The 16720-nt window shown below is 73.9% G+C and carries 14 protein-coding genes and 1 pseudogene; 10 read left to right on the top strand and 5 right to left on the bottom strand.

The window, feature by feature from the left end; genetic code table 11:
* Positions 1-7: 7 nt before the first annotated feature.
* On the bottom strand, positions 8-1033 hold the full coding sequence (gene ligD / locus IE94_RS0130000) for a non-homologous end-joining DNA ligase (RefSeq protein WP_030190451.1): 1026 nt from the start codon (positions 1031-1033) through the stop codon (positions 8-10).
* A 136-nt stretch (positions 1034-1169) separates the two neighbouring features.
* Between ligD and IE94_RS0129995 the strand changes: the two genes are divergently transcribed.
* Positions 1170-2237, top strand: coding sequence for an ATP-dependent DNA ligase (locus tag IE94_RS0129995; RefSeq protein ID WP_030190450.1), 1068 nt, complete (start codon positions 1170-1172; stop codon positions 2235-2237).
* A gap of 19 nt (positions 2238-2256) precedes the next feature.
* Here IE94_RS0129995 and IE94_RS0129990 read toward each other — a convergent pair whose 3' ends face one another.
* Positions 2257-3447: a zinc-dependent alcohol dehydrogenase gene (locus tag IE94_RS0129990; protein WP_030190449.1), complete on the bottom strand. Its 1191-nt coding sequence runs from the start codon at positions 3445-3447 to the stop codon at positions 2257-2259.
* A 211-nt stretch (positions 3448-3658) separates the two neighbouring features.
* Between IE94_RS0129990 and IE94_RS0129985 the strand changes: the two genes are divergently transcribed.
* A complete protein-coding gene (locus IE94_RS0129985; RefSeq protein WP_030190448.1) occupies positions 3659-4627 on the top strand; it encodes a DUF3048 domain-containing protein in 969 nt (322 codons plus the stop codon).
* A gap of 15 nt (positions 4628-4642) precedes the next feature.
* On the opposite strand, the gene IE94_RS0129980 is transcribed toward IE94_RS0129985, so the two are convergent.
* Entirely contained in the window at positions 4643-5107 is a 465-nt protein-coding gene (locus IE94_RS0129980) for a MarR family winged helix-turn-helix transcriptional regulator (protein ID WP_030190445.1), read from the bottom strand.
* Positions 5108-5317: 210 nt separating this feature from the next.
* On the opposite strand from IE94_RS0129980, the gene IE94_RS0129975 reads away from it, so the two are divergent.
* The 7 genes from IE94_RS0129975 to pcaDC are packed head-to-tail and all read left to right on the top strand — an operon-like array spanning position 5318 to position 11835.
* A complete protein-coding gene (locus IE94_RS0129975; protein WP_030190443.1) occupies positions 5318-6100 on the top strand; it encodes a CoA transferase subunit A in 783 nt (260 codons plus the stop codon).
* Positions 6100-6744: a CoA transferase subunit B gene (locus IE94_RS0129970; protein ID WP_030190441.1), complete on the top strand. Its 645-nt coding sequence runs from the start codon at positions 6100-6102 to the stop codon at positions 6742-6744. The genes IE94_RS0129975 and IE94_RS0129970 overlap by 1 nt, the downstream gene beginning before the upstream one ends.
* On the top strand, positions 6741-7943 hold the full coding sequence (locus IE94_RS0129965; protein ID WP_030190439.1) for a thiolase family protein: 1203 nt from the start codon (positions 6741-6743) through the stop codon (positions 7941-7943). Before IE94_RS0129970 ends, IE94_RS0129965 begins: the two co-directional genes overlap by 4 nt.
* A gap of 18 nt (positions 7944-7961) precedes the next feature.
* On the top strand, positions 7962-8735 hold the full coding sequence (gene pcaH / locus IE94_RS0129960; RefSeq protein ID WP_030190437.1) for a protocatechuate 3,4-dioxygenase subunit beta: 774 nt from the start codon (positions 7962-7964) through the stop codon (positions 8733-8735).
* Positions 8736-8741: 6 nt separating this feature from the next.
* Positions 8742-9347 (top strand): protocatechuate 3,4-dioxygenase subunit alpha, encoded by a 606-nt coding sequence (pcaG, locus tag IE94_RS0129955; RefSeq protein WP_030190435.1) that lies wholly within the window; start codon positions 8742-8744, stop codon positions 9345-9347.
* Positions 9344-10711: a 3-carboxy-cis,cis-muconate cycloisomerase gene (gene pcaB, locus IE94_RS0129950; RefSeq protein ID WP_030190432.1), complete on the top strand. Its 1368-nt coding sequence runs from the start codon at positions 9344-9346 to the stop codon at positions 10709-10711. Before pcaG ends, pcaB begins: the two co-directional genes overlap by 4 nt.
* On the top strand, positions 10708-11835 hold the full coding sequence (gene pcaDC, locus IE94_RS0129945) for a bifunctional 3-oxoadipate enol-lactonase/4-carboxymuconolactone decarboxylase PcaDC (RefSeq protein WP_030190428.1): 1128 nt from the start codon (positions 10708-10710) through the stop codon (positions 11833-11835). Before pcaB ends, pcaDC begins: the two co-directional genes overlap by 4 nt.
* Before the next feature lie 27 nt (positions 11836-11862).
* On the opposite strand, the pseudogene IE94_RS36230 reads toward pcaDC, so the two are convergent.
* Positions 11863-14543 (bottom strand): annotated as a pseudogene (locus IE94_RS36230) (ATP-binding protein).
* 263 nt (positions 14544-14806) lie between these two features.
* Between IE94_RS36230 and IE94_RS0129935 the strand changes: the two are divergent.
* A complete protein-coding gene (locus IE94_RS0129935) occupies positions 14807-15850 on the top strand; it encodes a DUF2510 domain-containing protein (RefSeq protein WP_030190426.1) in 1044 nt (347 codons plus the stop codon).
* 166 nt (positions 15851-16016) lie between these two features.
* Here the strand turns inward: IE94_RS0129935 and IE94_RS0129930 are convergent, their stop codons facing one another.
* Positions 16017-16631 carry a TetR/AcrR family transcriptional regulator gene (locus IE94_RS0129930; RefSeq protein WP_030190424.1) on the bottom strand — a complete coding sequence of 205 codons (615 nt, stop codon included), beginning with the start codon at positions 16629-16631 and terminating at the stop codon, positions 16017-16019.
* Between the last annotated feature and the right edge of the window lie 89 nt (positions 16632-16720).

The following is a 16720-nucleotide window of genomic DNA, read 5'->3' as shown; positions in this document are numbered from 1 at the left end:
TAGGGGCTCAGTCCGGGCCGGGAGCCTTCTTCCTGGCCCGGCTGGGCTGGACCCGGCTCGGCTCGCCCGGCATCTTCGGATACTCGGGCGGGTAGGGCAGGTCACCGAGCCCGTGGTCCTGCTCGTCCTTCGTCGCCAGCTCCAGCAGCGCGTCGAGGGAGTACCGCTCCTCGTCCATGCCCGCGTGCACGTCGCCGAGTTCGGCGAAGCGCGCGGGCATCGTCGTGATGTCGAAGTCCCGCGGGTGCGCGACGCCCACCTCGTCCCAGGTGAGCGGCGCGGAGACCGGTGCGCCCGGGCGGGGGCGCACGGAGTACGCGGAGGCGATGGTGCGGTCGCGGGCGGTCTGGTTGTAGTCGATGAAGATGCGCTCGCCGCGTTCTTCCTTCCACCACTTGATGGTGACGCGGTCGGGCATCCGCCGTTCCATCTCGCGGCCGACGGCGATGGCGGCGCGCCGCACCTGGGTGAAGGTCCAGCGCGGCTCGATCGGCACGAAGACGTGGATGCCGCGCCCGCCGGAGGTCTTGGGCCAGCCGCGCAGGCCCCCGAACTCCTCCAGCACCGCGCGCAGTTCGTGGGCGGCGCGGGCGGCGTCGTCGTAGTCGGTGCCGGGCTGCGGATCGAGGTCGATGCGCAGTTCGTCGGGGTGGTCGACGTCGTCGCGGCGCACGGGCCAGGGGTGGAAGGTGAGGGTGCCGTACTGGGCGGCCCACAGCACCGCCGCCTCCTCGGTGGGGCACATCTCGTCGGCGCTGCGTCCGCTGGGGAAGGTGATGTGCGCGGTCGGGATCCAGTCGGGCATGCCCTTGGGCGCGCGCTTCTGGTAGAACCACTCGCCGGTGATGCCGTCCGGGTAGCGCTGCAGGGTGGTGGGCCGCTCGCGCAGCGCCCGCAGGATGCCGGGGGCGACGGCCTGGTAGTAGCGGGCCACGTCCAGCTTGGTGTACCCGTGCTCCGGGAAGAACACCTTCCCCGGGCTGGACAGCCGCACGCTCCGCCCACCCGCCTCCAGCTCCACCGCTTCCGCCATGCGAGCCACGGTAGGCGCGGCGTCTCCGCTTCGCATATCGGGCGGTGGGAGGGCGGCGGCCGGTCCCGGGGAAGCGATCGGGGCCGGTGCCGCGCTCGACAGGCGGGATGCCGTCGGGGGCGCGCAGAATCGGAGCATGGAGCTCCCCGTCATGCCGCCCGTGAAGCCGATGCTCGCCAAGTCCGTGGCGAAGATTCCGCCGGGGATGCACTACGAGGCGAAGTGGGACGGGTTTCGGGCGATCGTGTTTCGCGACGGGGACGAGGTGGAGCTGGGGAGTCGGACGGGCAAGCCGCTGACCAGGTATTTCCCGGAGCTGGTGGGGGCGGTGCGGGAGCGGTTGCCCGAGCGGTGCGTGGTGGACGGGGAGATCGTGATCGCGCGGGAGGGGCACCTGGACTTCGACGCGCTGACCGAGCGGATCCATCCGGCCAACTCGCGGGTGCGGACCCTCGCGGAGCGCACCCCGGCCTCGCTGGTGGTCTTCGACCTGCTGGCCCTGGACGACGCCTCGCTGCTCGACGTGGGGCTGGCCGACCGGCGGGCCCTGCTGGTGCGGGCGCTGTCCGGCGTCACGCCGCCGGTGCACGTGGCGCCGGCGACGGACGACATCGAGGTGGCCCGGCGGTGGTTCGAGCAGTACGAGGGGGCCGGTCTGGACGGGGTGGTCGCCAAGCCGCTCGATCTGCGCTACCGGCAGGACGAGCGGGCCATGTTCAAGATCAAGCACGAGCGGACGGCGGACGTGGTCGTCGCCGGGTACCGCCTCCACAAGAGCGGGCCCGTGGTCGGCTCGCTGCTGCTCGGGCTGTACGACGACCGGGGCGTGCTCCAGCACGTGGGGGTGAGCGCGGCCTTCACGATGAAGCGCCGGGCCGAGCTGGTGGAGGAGCTGGAGCCGCTGCGCATGGAGGACGCCGGCGGGCATCCGTGGGCCAAGTGGGCCGAGGAGGCCGCCCACGAGTCGGCGCGGCTGCCGGGCGCGCCCAGCAGGTGGTCCGGCAAGAAGGATCTGTCCTGGGTGCCGCTGCGTCCCGAGCGGGTCGTCGAGGTGGCGTACGACCACATGGAGAACGGGGCCCGCTTCCGCCACACGGCCCGCTTCCGCCGCTGGCGCCCGGACCGGACCCCCGAGAGCTGCACCTACGCGCAGCTGGAGGAGCCGGTCCGGTACGACCTGGCGGAGATCCTGGGCGGGCCCTGACGCGCCGGCCCCACTGCGGCTACGGCGTCATCAGGATCTTGACCGCGCCGTCCTGCTTCTTCTGGAACATCTCGTACGCGTGCGGCGCGTCCGCCAGCGGCACCCGGTGGGTGGCGAAGCCGTCGACGCCGAGGGGGTCCTGGTCGGTCAGGTACGGGACGATCTCGTCGCTCCAGCGGCGTACGTTGGCCTGGCCCATCCTCAGCTGGACCTGCTTGTCGAAGAGGGTGAGCATCGGCATCGGGTCGGCCATGCCGCCGTACACGCCGGACAGCGAGATGGTGCCGCCGCGGCGCACCAGGTCGATCGCCGTGTAGAGGGCGGCGAGCCGGTCGATGCTGAACCGCTCCGCCAGGGGCCCTCCGATGGCCCGGGGCATCACCGCGGCGGCCTGCTGCACCAGCTTGGCGACGGCGCCGCCGTGCGCCTCGGTGCCGACCGCGTCGATCACGGCGTCCGGACCGCGGCCGTCCGTCCGGTCCTGGATCGCGGCGACGAGTTCCTTCTCGTTGTCGAAGGACCGCAGGTCGTACGTCTCCACGCCCCGTGCGCGGGCCCGCTCCAGCCGCTCGGGCACGAGGTCCACGCCGAACACCTTCTCGACGCCCTTGAGCCGGGCGATCCGGCAGGCCATGTCGCCGATGGGGCCGAGTCCCAGTACGGCGACACTGCCGCCAGGCGGGACGCCGGCGTAGGCGACCGCCTGCCAGGCGGTGGGCAGGACGTCGGAGAGGTAGACGAAGCGGTCGTCGGCCGGGCCCTCGGGCACCTTGATCGGGCCGTACTGGGCCTGCGGCACCCGCAGGTACTCGGCCTGGCCGCCGGGCACCGCGCCGTACAGGCGGGTGTAGCCGAACAGCGGGGCGCCCATGCCCTCGCCGGTGACCTGGGTGGTCTCGCACTGGGTCGGCAGCCCGGTGTCGCACATGTAGCAGTGGCCGCACGCGATCTGGAACGGGACCACGACCCGGTCGCCGGGCCTGAGGCCGGTCACCTCGGAGCCGACCTCCTCCACGATGCCCATCGGCTCGTGGCCGAGGATGTCGCCCGGTGTCATGAACGGTGTGAGCACCTCGTAGAGGTGCAGGTCGGAGCCGCACAGTCCGGACGAGGTGACGCGGATGACCGCGTCGGTCGGCTCCTCGATCCTCGGGTCCGGCACCTCCTCGACCCGCACGTCCCGCTTGCCCTGCCATGTCACTGCCTTCATCGCCCCGCGCTCCCTCCGTCGCCGTGCGCGTCGGTTCTGCGTGGCGGCCGGGTACCCCGGGGCTCCCGTCACCGAACCCGGCGGTCTTTTCGGCCGAACAGCGGATTATCTGCCCCGTTCCGTGTGCCGCATCGGATTCATTCAGGTATGGCACTAAATGCTTCAAGAAGCGCACAATCGATGACACGGGATGGGTGGACGGATGGTCGGGATGCGACGAAGGATGCGTCGGGGGCGGGGCGCCGCGCTGCTGACGGCGGCCGTGGCCGTCTCGCTGGCCGCGGCGGGCTGTACGACGGGGCCCGATGCGCGGCAGGACGGCCGGGCGCCGGAACCGGAGCGGACGCACGGCACGGCCCCGGCCTCCGGACCGGTACTCGCCGTGAAGGTCGACAACGTGCCCGCGGCCCGCCCGCAGACGGGCCTGGAGGCCGCGGACGTCGTCTACGCCGAGCCGGTGGAGGCCGGACTGAGCCGGCTGATGGCGATCTACGCCACCGGACTGCCCGCGTCGGTGGGGCCGGTGCGCAGCGCCCGCGAGTCCGACCTGGAACTGCTCGGCCAGTTCGACCGGCCGGTGCTGGCCTTCTCCGGCGCGCAGAGCAAGCTGCTGCCGCTCATCGACAGGGCGCCCCTGCGCGCCGAGTCGCCGAACGAGGCCCCCGGCGCCTACCTCCGCGCCACCGACCGGCAGGCCCCGCACAACCTCTATCTGAGCCCCGGCGAGCTGCTCCCGAAGCCCTCGGGAGAGGCGGCCCTCACCACCGGGTTCACCTACGGCAAGGCCCCGGCGGGCGGCCGGGCGGAGTCCTCGCACACGGTGCGCTACCCCTCGGCGAGCTTCACCTTCACCTGGTCCGCGACCCGGGGGAGCTGGCTGGTCTCCCTGGACGGTGACCCGGCCCGCACGGCCGACGGCGGGCGACTGGCCCCCGCGACGGTCGTCGTGCAGCACGTGAAGGTGCGCGAGTCGCACTTCCGCGACTTCCGCGGCAGCAACTCGCCCTACGTCGAGTCGGTGGGCTCAGGAAGGGCCGAGGTACTGCGCGACGGGCGCGCGTACGAGGCGACCTGGAAGCGCGGGTCGGCCGCGGACGGCACGGCCTTCACCACGAAGGAAGGCAAGCCGCTGAACTTCGCCGAGGGCCAGGTGTGGGTGGTCTTCGCCGGACACTCCTGAGCCGCGGTTGTCCGGTCAGCCCGCCGCCGCGGTCGGCTCGGCCGGGTTGCGGAGCCCTTCCGCGGCGTCCGCGACCCGGCGGATCAGGTCGAAGAACACCGCCTGCTCGTCGGCGGCGAGCGGGGCCAGGAAGACCTGGTTCATGCGGGCGATGCGCACGCCCAGCCTGCGGTGGACGCGCAGCCCCTCGTCGGTGAGCCGCAGCAGTGAACGGCGGCCGTCCTGCGGGTCGCGGACCTTGTCCAGCAGCCCGCGGCGGCCGAGCCGGCTGACCACCTCCGCGATCGTGGACCGGTCCAGGCCCACCCTCTCCCCCACGGTGCGCTGGTCCAGGCCCGGCTCGGCGACGAGGGCGTTGAGCACGGCGTACTGCGGCGAGGTGGTCTCCTCCGAGACCATCGTGTTCCAGAGCAGGTAGTGCGCCTGCTGCAGCCGCCGGGCCAGATGGCCGGGGTGGGTGGCCAGATCGACCGCTGCCATGCGCGCACTCCCCTGGGTGACTTTCATCGGTGCACTGACGATACACGCCGCCACGTGTGGGCATCCGAGAACGCCTCGTACGATCTACCTCGCATTTCGTGGGTCTTGACGCCCCGGCCGCCCGATGGCAGCGTGTGGGCGACGTCGCTGAAATACTCAGTGCCCTGACTATCCACTCCCGGGGCGCGCGGCAGAGATGGGGCTTCTCGGATGGACAAGGTGGTGGCCACGGCCGGTGAGGCGGTGGCCGACGTGCCCGACGGCGCGTCGCTCGCGGTGGGCGGTTTCGGGCTCAGCGGTGTGCCGAACGTTCTGATCCAGGCGCTGTACGAGCGCGGGACCGGTGACCTGTCGGTGGTCTCCAACAACTGCGGGGCGATGGACTCCGGACTGGCCGTCCTGCTGGCCGCCGGGCGCGTCGCCCGCGTGACCGGGTCCTACATCGGCGGGAACAAGGAGTTCGCGCGCCAGTACCTCGGCGGGGAACTGGAGGTGGAGATGATCCCGCAGGGCACCCTGGCCGAGCGGCTGCGGGCCGGCGGCGCGGGGATCCCGGCCTTCTACACGCCCGCCGGGGTCGGCACCCAGGTCGCCGACGGCGGACTGCCCTGGCGGTACGACGGCTCCGGCGGGGTCGCGCTGGCCTCGCCGCCGAAGGAGGTCCGCGAGTTCGACGGGACCCCTTACGTGCTGGAGCGCGGCATCCGCACGGACTTCGCGCTGGTCCGGGCGGCCAAGGGCGACCGGCACGGCAACCTGGTCTTCGCGAAGTCGTCCCGGAACTTCAACCCGCTGGCCGCCATGGCCGGGCGGGTGACGGTCGCCGAGGTGGAGGAGCTGGTCGAGCCGGGCGGGATCGACCCGGACGCGGTGCACCTGCCCGGGATCTTCGTCCAGCGGGTGGTGGCCCTCACCCCCGAGCAGGCCGCCGACAAGCGGATAGAGCGGCGTACGGTTTCCGCGCCTGCGGCACGGGGGACGGTGGGTTCCTGATGTCCTGGACGCGTGAACAGATGGCCGCGCGGGCCGCGCTGGAGCTCCGCGACGGCCAGTACGTCAACCTCGGCATCGGCCTGCCGACCCTGATCCCCAACTACCTCCCGGCGGGCGTCGAGGTCACCCTGGAGTCGGAGAACGGCATCCTGGGCACCGGCCGGTACCCCACCGAGGCGGAGGTGGACCCCGACCTGATCAACGCGGGCAAGGAGACGGTCACGGTCCGGCCGGGCGCCGCCTTCTTCGACTCGGCCCTGTCCTTCGGCATGATCCGGGGCGGGCACATCGACGTTGCGGTGCTCGGCGCGATGGAGGTCTCCGCCTGCGGCGACCTCGCGAACTGGGCCGTCCCCGGAAAGATGATCACCGGGATCGGCGGCGCGATGGACCTCGTCCACGGCGCCCGCACCGTCATCGTGGTCATGACGCACACCGCCAAGGACGGCTCCCCCAAGATCCGGGAGGAGTGCGCCCTGCCGCTCACCGGCAAGGCCTGCGTCGACCGCGTCATCACCGACCTCGGCGTCCTCGACGTCACCGGCGACGGCCTCGTCCTGGTGGAGACCGCCCCGGGCGTGGCCGTCGACGAGGTCGTCGCCAGGACCGAGGCCAAGCTCGTCGTCGTGGAGGGACTGAAGTGAGGGACGTCTACATCGTCGACGCGGTGCGCACGCCGTTCGGCAAGTACAACGGGGGCCTGGCGGGCGTACGCCCGGACGACCTGGCCGCGCACGCGATCCGTGAACTCCTCGGCCGGACCCCGGGCCTGGACCCGGCCCGTATCGACGACGTCTACTTCGGCAACGCCAACGGAGCGGGCGAGGAGAACCGCAACGTCGCCCGCATGGCGGCCCTCCTGGCCGGTCTTCCCACCACCGTTCCCGGCGTCACGGTGAACCGGTTGTGCGCCTCCGGCCTCGAAGCGGTGATCCAGGCGGCCCGCGCCATCGCGGTCGGCGACGCCTCGGTCGCGCTCGCGGGCGGCGTGGAGTCGATGACCCGGGCGCCGTACGTACTGCCCAAGTCGGACCGGCCCTTCCCGGCCGGGCACACCGAGATGTACTCGACCACCCTGGGCTGGCGCATGGTCAACCCGGCGATGGACCCGCGGTGGACGATCCCGCTCGGCGAGTCGGCGGAGCTGATCGCCGACAAGCACGGGATCACCCGCGAGCAGCAGGACGAGTTCGCCCTCGCCTCGCACCACAAGGCGGCCCGGGCCCGGGCCGACGGCCTGTTCGACGCCGAGCTGGCGCCGGTGCCCGTGCCGCGGCGCAAGGGCGACCCGGTGGACTTCGCCGCCGACGAGTGCGTACGCCCGGACGCCTCCCTGGAGGCGATGGCGAAGCTCGGGCCGTCCTTCCGGAAGGACGGCGGGACCGTGACCGCGGGGAACGCCTCCCCGCTCAACGACGGCGCCGCGGCGCTGCTCCTGGTCGACGAGGAGGGGCTGAGGGCCACCGGACGCGAGCCGCTCGCCCGGGTCTCGGCCACCGGGGTCTCGGCGACCGACCCCCAGTACTTCGGCCTGGCGCCCGTGGAGGCGGTGAACCGCGCGCTCGCCCGGGCCGGACGGACCTTCGCCGACCTGGACGTGCTCGAACTCAACGAGGCCTTCGCCGCCCAGGTGCTGGGCTGCGTCGCCGAGTGGCCCGAGTTCGACCCCGCGGTCCTCAACCCGCAGGGCGGCGCCATCGCCCTCGGCCACCCCCTCGGCGCCTCCGGCGCCCGCCTCGCCGGCACCGTCGCCCACCAGCTCGCCCGCCGGGGCGGCGGCACCGGCATCGCCACCCTCTGCATCGGCGTCGGCCAGGGTCTCGCCCTGGTCCTCGACCGCTAGTCACCCCCGGGATCCCCCATGACTCTCACCCAGCACGACATCGACGCGGAGATCGCGGCCGAGCACGCCGCGTACGAGAAGCGGGTCGCCGAGGGCGCGCCCGTCGAACACCACCCGCGCCGCGACTACGCCCCGTACCGCTCCTCGGTGCTGCGCCACCCCAAGCAGCCGCCGATCGCCATCGACGTCACCAAGGACCCGGAGCTGGTGGAGCTGTCCTCGCCCGCCTTCGGGGAGCGCGACATCACCGAGATCGACAACGACCTGACCCGGCAGCACACCGGGGAGCCGGTCGGCGAGCGCATCACCGTCTCCGGGCGTCTCCTCGACCGCGAGGGCAGGCCGGTACGCGGCCAGCTCGTGGAGATCTGGCAGGCCAACTCGGCCGGCCGCTACGCCCACCAGCGCGAGCAGCACGACGCGCCGCTGGACCCGAACTTCACCGGGGTGGGCCGCACCCTCTCCGACGACGACGGCTTCTACCGCTTCACCACCGTCCAGCCCGGCCCCTACCCGTGGCGCAACCACGTCAACGCCTGGCGGCCGGCGCACATCCACTTCTCCGTGTTCGGCTCGGCGTTCACTCAGCGCCTGGTCACCCAGATGTACTTCCCGAACGACCCGCTGTTCCCGTACGACCCGATCCTTCAGTCGGTGACGGACGACGCCGCCCGGCAGCGGCTGATCGCGACGTACGACCACAGCCTGTCCGTGCCGGAGTTCTCGCTCGGCTACCACTGGGACATCGTGCTCGACGGCCCGAACGCCACCTGGATCGAAGAAGGACGCTGACCCGCCATGACGAAGATCGACACCAGCACTCCGGAGCGCGTGCCGCCGACCCCGTCGCACACGGTCGGCCCCTTCTACGGGTACGCGCTGCCCTTCCGCGGCGGCGAGGACATCGCGCCCGCCGGGCACCCCGACACCGTCACCGTGCACGGGTACGTGTACGACGGCGAGGGCAACCCGCTGCCCGACGCGCTCGTGGAGCTGTGGGGCCCGGACACCGAGGGCAACGTCCCCACCGCCGACGGCTCGATGCGGCGCGACCCCGCCTCCGGCGGCTTCCTGGGCCGCAACGGCGTGGAGTTCACCGGCTTCGGGCGCATCCAGACCGACGCGAACGGCCACTGGTACGCGCGGACGCTGCGGCCCGGGGCGCGCGGTCCGAGCGCGCCGTACGTCAGCGTGTGCCTGTTCGCGCGCGGGCTGCTGGTGCACCTGTTCACCCGGATCTACCTGCCGGGCGACGCGGCGGCACTGGCCGCCGACCCGCTGCTGGCCCGGGTCCCGGCCGCGCGCCGCGACACGCTGATCGCGGCGGACGAAGGCCAGGGGACGTACCGTTTCGACATCCGCCTTCAGGGCGAGGGCGAGACGGTCTTCCTGGAGTTCCAGTGACAGCATCTGCCGGACCCGCCGACCCCGCCGACCCCGACGCCTGCGCCGACACGAGCCTGCTCGCCCCCGGGTGGGCAAGCTCGCCGGCCGCGTCCGCGACCGGTGACCGCGCGTACCTGCGGGCCCTGCTCGACGCGGAGGCGGCGCTGACCCGCGCCCAGGCCGCTCTCGGGCTCGCCCCGGCCGAGGCGGCGGACGCGGTCGGGTCGGCCGCCGCCGACCCCGGCGCCTTCGACACGCGCTTCCTGGCCGAGCGCGCCCGGGCCGGAGGAAACCCGGTCATCCCCCTGGTGGCCGACCTGACGAGGGCGGTCGGCGAGCCGTACGGGCCCTATGTGCACCGGGGCGCGACCAGTCAGGACATCCTGGACACGGCGACGATGCTGGTCGCCGCCCGCACCCTGGACCTCCTGGTGCCCGACCTCGCCCGTACCGAGCGGGCGCTGGCCCGGCTGGCCGCCGAGCACCGGGAGACGCCGTTGCCGGGCCGGACCCTCACCCAGCACGCCGTGCCGACGACCTTCGGACTGAAGGCGGCCGGCTGGCGCTCGCTGGTCCTGGACGCGCGGGACCGGATCACCACGGTGCGGGGCGAGCTGCCCGCGCAACTCGGCGGGGCGGCGGGCACGTTGGCCGCCTTCGAGGTGTACGGCGCGCCGGACCCGGTCGCGCTTGCCGCGGCGTACGCGCGGGAACTGGGCCTGCGGGAACCCCTGCTGCCCTGGCACACCCTGCGCACTCCGGTCGCCGATCTGGCCGGCGCCCTCGCCTTCACCGCCGGGGCGCTCGGGAAGCTCGCCGTCGACGTGCTGACGCTGTCCCGCACCGAGATCGGCGAGGTCGCCGAGGGCAGCGGGGGCGGCTCGTCGGCGATGCCGCACAAGGCCAACCCGGTGCGCTCCACGCTGATCGCGGCGGCCGCCCGGCGTGCCCCGCAGCTCGCGGCCACCCTCTACGGCTCGCTGGCCGCCGAGGACGAGCGGCCCGCCGGGGCCTGGCACGCCGAGTGGGAGCCGCTGCGGGACCTGCTGCGGCTGACCGGCGGCGCCGCCCGTGACGCCGCCGAACTGACCGAGGGGCTGCGGGTGCGCCCGGACGTGATGCGGGCCCACCTCGGGCTCACCCGCGGGCTGATCGTCTCGGAACGGCTTGCGGCCGAACTGGCGCCGGTGCTCGGGCGGGCCCGCGCCAAGGAACTGCTCACCGAACTGGCGGCGCGCGCCTACGCCGAGGACCGCAGCCTCAGTGAACTGCTGGCCGCGGTACCGGAGTTGAGGGGCCTCGACCTGGCCGCCGCGACCGACCCCGCCCGCGGCACGGGGGCCGCCGCCGCCCTCACCGACCGTGCTCTGGAGCGACGTTGACGACCCTGCTCAACCACCTGTCCGAAGGCCCCGCCTCCGCTCCCCCGCTGCTGCTGGGCCCCTCGCTGGGCACCTCGTACGCGCTGTGGGACGCGGTGGCGCCCGAACTGTCCATCGGCCACCGGGTGATCCGCTGGGACCTGCCGGGGCACGGAGGATCGCGGGCCGACCTGATCGGGCCCGGCGCCACCGTCGGGGACCTGGCCGATCTGGTGCTGGCCCTCGCCGACTCGCTCGGCGTGGAGCGGTTCGCCTACGCCGGGGTGTCCCTGGGCGGCGCGGTGGGCCTGCACCTGGCCGTGCACCACCCGGAGCGGGTGTCGTCGCTGGCGGTCGTCTGCTCGTCGGCGCACTTCGACGGCGCGAAGCCGTGGCGTGAGCGGGCGACGCGGGTGCGTGAGGAGGGGCTGGGACGGCTGGCGGAGAGCGCGGACGCACGGTGGTTCACCCCGGGGTTCACCGTGCCGCGGCTGGTCCGGGACCACCGGGACGCCGACCCGGGCGCCTACGCGGCCTGCTGCGACGCGCTGGCCGCCTTCGACCTGCGGGACCGGGTCGGCGAGATCTCCGCGCCGACGCTGCTGGTCACGGGGCGCGAGGACCCGGCCACGCCACCCGCGCACCTGCGGGAGATCGCCGACGCGGTGCCGGGCGCGACGCTGACGGAGATCCCGGGCGCCTCGCACCTGGCGCCGGCCGAGCGGCCCGAGGCGGTGCTGACGGCGCTGCGGGCCCACTTCGACGGCGGCGCCGGGCGGGGCATGGCGGTGCGGCGCGAGGTGCTGGGAGATGCGCACGTGGACCGGGCGCAGGCACGGCAGACGCCGTTCACCGCACGCTTCCAGGACTTCATCTCGCGCTACGCCTGGGGTGAGATCTGGACCGACGAGACCCTGTCCCGCCGCGAGCGCAGCATGGTCACGCTGACGGCACTGGTCGCGCACGGCCACTACGAGGAGCTGGCCATGCATGTGCGGGCGGCGCGGCGCAACGGGCTGACGCCGGACGAGATCGGGGCGGTGCTGCTCCAGACGGCGGTGTACTGCGGGGTGCCGGCGGCGAACTCGGCGTTCGCGACGGCCCAGCGGGTGCTGGCCGAGGAGGCCGACGGCGCACCGGAGTGAATCCCCGGCGCGTCCTGACGGGTGCCCTCAGTCCGCGTGGCCCATCACCGCCAGGGCCTCGCGGGCGCGGGCGGCGAGTCCGTCGGCGCCGCAGGATTCGGCCAGCGCGAGGCCCCGGTTCAGTTCGGCCGCCGAGCGGGCCGCGATGCCGTACTCCACGCGGGCGGCGGCGTGCTCGTACTGGCAGGGTGAGGCCTCCAGGTAGGTGACGGCCTGGGCGGCCAGCCGGACCGCGCGCTGGCCGGTCTCCAGTGCGGCGGCGCAGCGCAGGGCCTCTCCTATCGCCGTGTCCGTGCCGAAGCGCTCGGCCTGGCGGCGGGCGTCGGTGGCCAGCCGGGCGGCGCGGCCGGGATCCTCGGTGGCCAGCGCGCGGGCCAGTTCGGTCGCCCAGGGGACGACCACCGGGTTGTGCCGCCCCCGCGCGGCGGCCGCCTTCTCCGCGGCCTCCAGTTCGTTGACGCCCTCCTTGGTGCGGCCGGTGGCCAGCAGCAGCCTCCCGCGCACCGGGCGGGGGTCGGGCAGCACGATCGTCGACGGGTACGGCGGTGCGAAGCCGTACTGGTCGGCGACGGTCCTGGCCTCCTCGACGTGGCCGCGGGCGAGCAGGGTGTCGATGAGGTTGCAGATCGCCGACCAGTACAGCGGCAGTCCGCGGCCGACGCGTTCGGCGATGCGCAGGGACTCGCGCAGGGACTGCTCGGCCTCCCTCAGGCGGCCCCTCCTGCGGTGGCCGAGACCGACGTAGGCGTGGGCGAGGGCGAGGTGGCCACCGCTCCAGCCCGCGCTCTCGTAGGCGCGCAGGGCCTCGGTGAACAGTGCCTCGGCGCGGTCGAGCCGGTCGGCGTAGGCGTAGGAACTGGCCAGCATCATCGGCAGTTCCAGGCCCCACTCGGTGTCGGTCCAGCCGAGTCCGGGGGCGAGGCGGCCGTTGACGAGGGCGCGGTCGCACAGCTCGACGACCTCCTCCGCGCTCTCGCCGTGGGTCATGGCGTCGAAGCCGCGCAGGATGAGCAGGGCCCGCTCGGCGTTGTCGCGGCCGGTGCAGGTGGCGGCGAGTTCGGCCAGGCGTGCGGAGCGGTGGGGCGAGGAGGTCTCGCCCGCGTGGATGCCCTCCCACATGTACTGGGCGGCCTGGAGCCGCAGCCGCGCCGAGGGGTCCGGGTTGCGTGCGGCCTCCGCCTCGACGGTGCGCACGGCCTCCTCCAGCTGGTCGTTGTGGAGCAGGGCCTGGGAGAGCCGGAAGACGGCGTCCACGCGCTGCTCGCCGTCCAGCCCGGGCATGGCGAGGGCGGTGCGCAGGTGACCGATGGTGGTGGCGGGCGCGGTGAGGAGCGTGGCGCAGCCCAGTTCGAACAGCACGCGGGCGTGGGACTCCGGCAGCGGCGGTTCCTGCAAGGCCCGTTCGAGGCAGCGCCGGGCCGCGTCCGGGGCTCCGACGGCAAGGTGCTCGCGGGCGGCCTCGCGCAGCTGGGCCACGACCTCCTGGTCGTCGTCGGGATACACCTGGAGCAGGTGCCGGGAGGCGGCCGCCGCGCCGAGCCCGGAGTCGGCGACCAGCTGGGCCGCTATGCCGTGCATCGCCGTGCGCAGCGCGTCGGGGATGGAGTTGTAGACGGCGGTGGCGATCAGGGGGTGGACGAACTCCAGCTCGCCCGCGCCCGGTTGCCCGGCGGTGGCCTCGGGGACGGACAGGATCCGGGCGCCCCGCAGCAGTTCGGCGCAGCGGGCGGCGTCGGCGCGGTCCAGGGTGGCGAGCCTGGCCACCATGTCGACGGTGATGCCGCCGCCGAGGATGGCCGCGGCCCAGGCGAAGCGGGTGGAGTCGACGCCGAGTTGTTCCAGGCGGGCGACGAGACCGCCGCCGCGTGCGGATCGGTTCAGGGCGCGCAGCTCGGCGGCCTCCGCCTCGACGGGCTGCAGTTCGCTGTCCTGGACCTTGGCGAGGAGTTCGACGGTCTCGTAGGGGTTGCCGCCGGTGACGGCCCACACCTCGCGGCAGAACGCGGCCTCGGCGTGTGCGCCCAGCGTGGCGCGGGTGAGTCCGGCCGTGGCGTCCGGGGTGAGGGCGTTCAGCGGGCGAGGGGCCGGCCGACGGCGGTGGCCGCGTCCAGGTGGCGGGCGCTGTCACCGCTGACGTCGCCGGGGCGGCGGGCGATGACGACCAGGACGGAGGTCTCGTCGAGCCGTTCGGCGAGGGCGGCGAGCCAGCGCAGGGTCTCCTGGTCGGCCCAGTGGGCGTCGTCGATGAGCAGCACCAGCGGCCACTCCCGCCGGGAGAGCCGGCGCACGGCGGCGACCAGGCCGTCGCACACGCCCTGCGGGTCGGCCTGCCGCTCACCGGGGTCCGCTATGCCGAGGGCGGGGCCGGCGATGTCGTACCAGTCGCCGAGGTACTCGCGGGCCTCCTCGGGGAGCATGGACACCAGGGCGGGCTGGAGCAGTTGGCGCACCACGTTGAAGGGGACGGACCTGAGGGTCTCGCCGCCGCGTGCCGACCACACGGTGCAGCCCCGGGCCTCGGCGATGCGGCGGGTCTCGGCGAGCAGCGCCGTCTTGCCGACGCCGGCCTCGCCGCGGGCCTCCAGCAGGGTGCCGGGCGACGAGCGGTCCGCGCACAGGGTGTCCACCGCGCGCGTGATGGTGGCGACTTCCTCGTCACGCTCCCAGAGGGAGGCCGGGACGGCGCCCGCCCGCCGAACCTCCGTCATCCCGCTACCTCCCCGAGTCGCCCGAATGACGTACAGAGCCTGAGCCTAGCCCTCCGAGCGCGCAAGTGGTGGGTGCTCCGCCGACCAGTTGCCGTGACGGGTGACATGCGGTAAAGCGTGAACGACGCACCGGGCCCGTCAGCTGCGGCGGCGCGGGCGAGTGCCCGTCAACACCGGGCGGCCCGCGGCGCCCGAGCGGGCCCGGGACGGGGTGCGGCGGGGCCTCTCATCCGGCTTTCACCGACGCCTCATACGGTGGGCCCATGACGCAGGCGACTCCTCCCGGGTGGTACCCGGACCCCGGACAGAAGAATGACGGTCCCGCCACCGAGCGCTGGTGGGACGGCACGGCGTGGACCGGCCAGGTGCGCCCCGCGGGAGCGGACGCCGCCTGGGCCCCGCCCGCGCAGCCGCCGGCGGGGCCGCCGCTCCAGCCACCGGTGCAGGACACGGCGGCCGGGCCGTATCCGGTCCACCCGGGGTATCCGGGCGTTCCCCTCCAGCCGCCGTCCGCACGACGGCGGCGGCTGCGCACCGCGACGGCCGTCGCGGCGGCCGTGGCGGTGCTGGCCGGCATCGGGGTCGGCGTCTACACGCTGACCGACGACGGCTCGGGCGGCAACGACGCGGGCGCCTCGCAGCAGGACCGGCGCGGCCCCGGCGACCGCAGCGACCCCTTCGGCGACTCGGGCGGCGGAAGCGGCGGCGGCGAGGGCGGCCGGTCGCCCGCGCCGGACTCGCCGGACTCGCCGGAGCAGTCGGAGCCCCCCACGATCGACAGCGGCTCGGTGACGGACGCGGTCGGCGGCATCAGCCTGCCCATCCCCGACGGCTGGTCGGGGCAGCAGTTGCAGGTCGGCGCGTCGGTGACGTCCGACGACGGGTACAAGTGCCCCGGCGACACGTCCAAGACCTGTACCAAGGGCGGCGCCTACTCCGCTCCGGCGATGGTGCTGGGCACCAAGGGCAGCACGGCGGAGGAGGTCGCGAAGGCCGACATCGAGGCGAACGCCGAGGAGTCCTACGGCGGCAAGTCCTACGGCGGGATCACCTCCCACGAGGAACTGGTCTCCAAGGCGGTCACGGTCGCCGGGCAGAAGGGCTACCTGGTCCGCTGGAAGGCGGTCACCGCCAAGGGCTCCGACGGCTATGTCGAGTCGCTCGCCTTCCCCTCGCCCGCCGACTCCTCGCGCATCGTCGTCGTCCGCTTCGGTGTCGACACCGAAGCGGAGCAGGCGGTCATCGACGAGATCACCAAGGGCATAAAGGTGGACACCGACGGCGGGGGCGACGGCCAGGACGTCTGACGAGCCGGCGGTGCCTTGCGAGGTACCGCCGGAGAACTGTCGGCCGGGTGGGGCGCCCTCCGCTCAAAGGGCGTCCCACCCGGCCGGGGGTGCGCGCCGCCCCCGTCCCCACGGTGCGGCGCGGGCAGGCCACCGTCCAGTCATCCCGTGGACGGCGGCCTGAGTCTCAGGGGAGGCCGAGGGCCGGCAGCACGACGGCCTCGACGAACCGGACGAGGTACGCCGCGTCCGCCTGCTCGCCCTCCAGGACGGGCCGCATCCGCAGCATGCCGAAGAGCTGTGCGGGCACGTACTCCAGCGCCGGGTGACCGGCCGGCACCTCTCCGCGTGCCACACCGCGCGCGAGGATCGCCCGCAGCGCGGCGATCTCCGGTTCGACGAGCGCCTCGCGCAGCGCGCCCTTGAGTTCCGGGTCCTCCATGACCGCGTGGCCGAGCGCCTGGAGCAGCCCGGTGTCCTTGCCCATCCCCTCGCCCGCGGCCGCCGCCGCCTGGCGCAGGTCCTCGGCGAGCGACCCGGTGTCGATGTCGGTGAAGCGCACCCGGCGGTTGGAGCGCAGCGCGGCGGCCACGAACTGGGGCTTGGTCTTCCACTGCCGGTAGAGCGTGGACTTGCTGCACCGGGTGCTGGCGGCGATGCCCTCCATGGTGACGGCGTCGTAGCCGCAGGAGCGGAGCTGGTCGAGCACGGCGTCGAAGAACTCCTGCTCACGCTCCGGCGTGAGCTTGGAGCGGCGCGAGGTGCCGACGGCTTCGGGTCGCTCCGCGTCCTGCGACGTCATCGGCTCCGCTCCCTCTCGCTCGTCCACGGAACTTTCTCGCGGTCCCGCACCCAGTGTGTCGTATGTCTATCGATACGCCAGTGTACCGG

Origin of the sequence: Streptomyces violaceorubidus, assembly GCF_000717995.1 — a bacterium.
Lineage (GTDB): Bacteria > Actinomycetota > Actinomycetes > Streptomycetales > Streptomycetaceae > Streptomyces > Streptomyces violaceorubidus.
The sequence above is the reverse complement of the archived record's forward strand: the minus strand, read 5'-3'. Positions and strand labels throughout refer to the sequence as shown.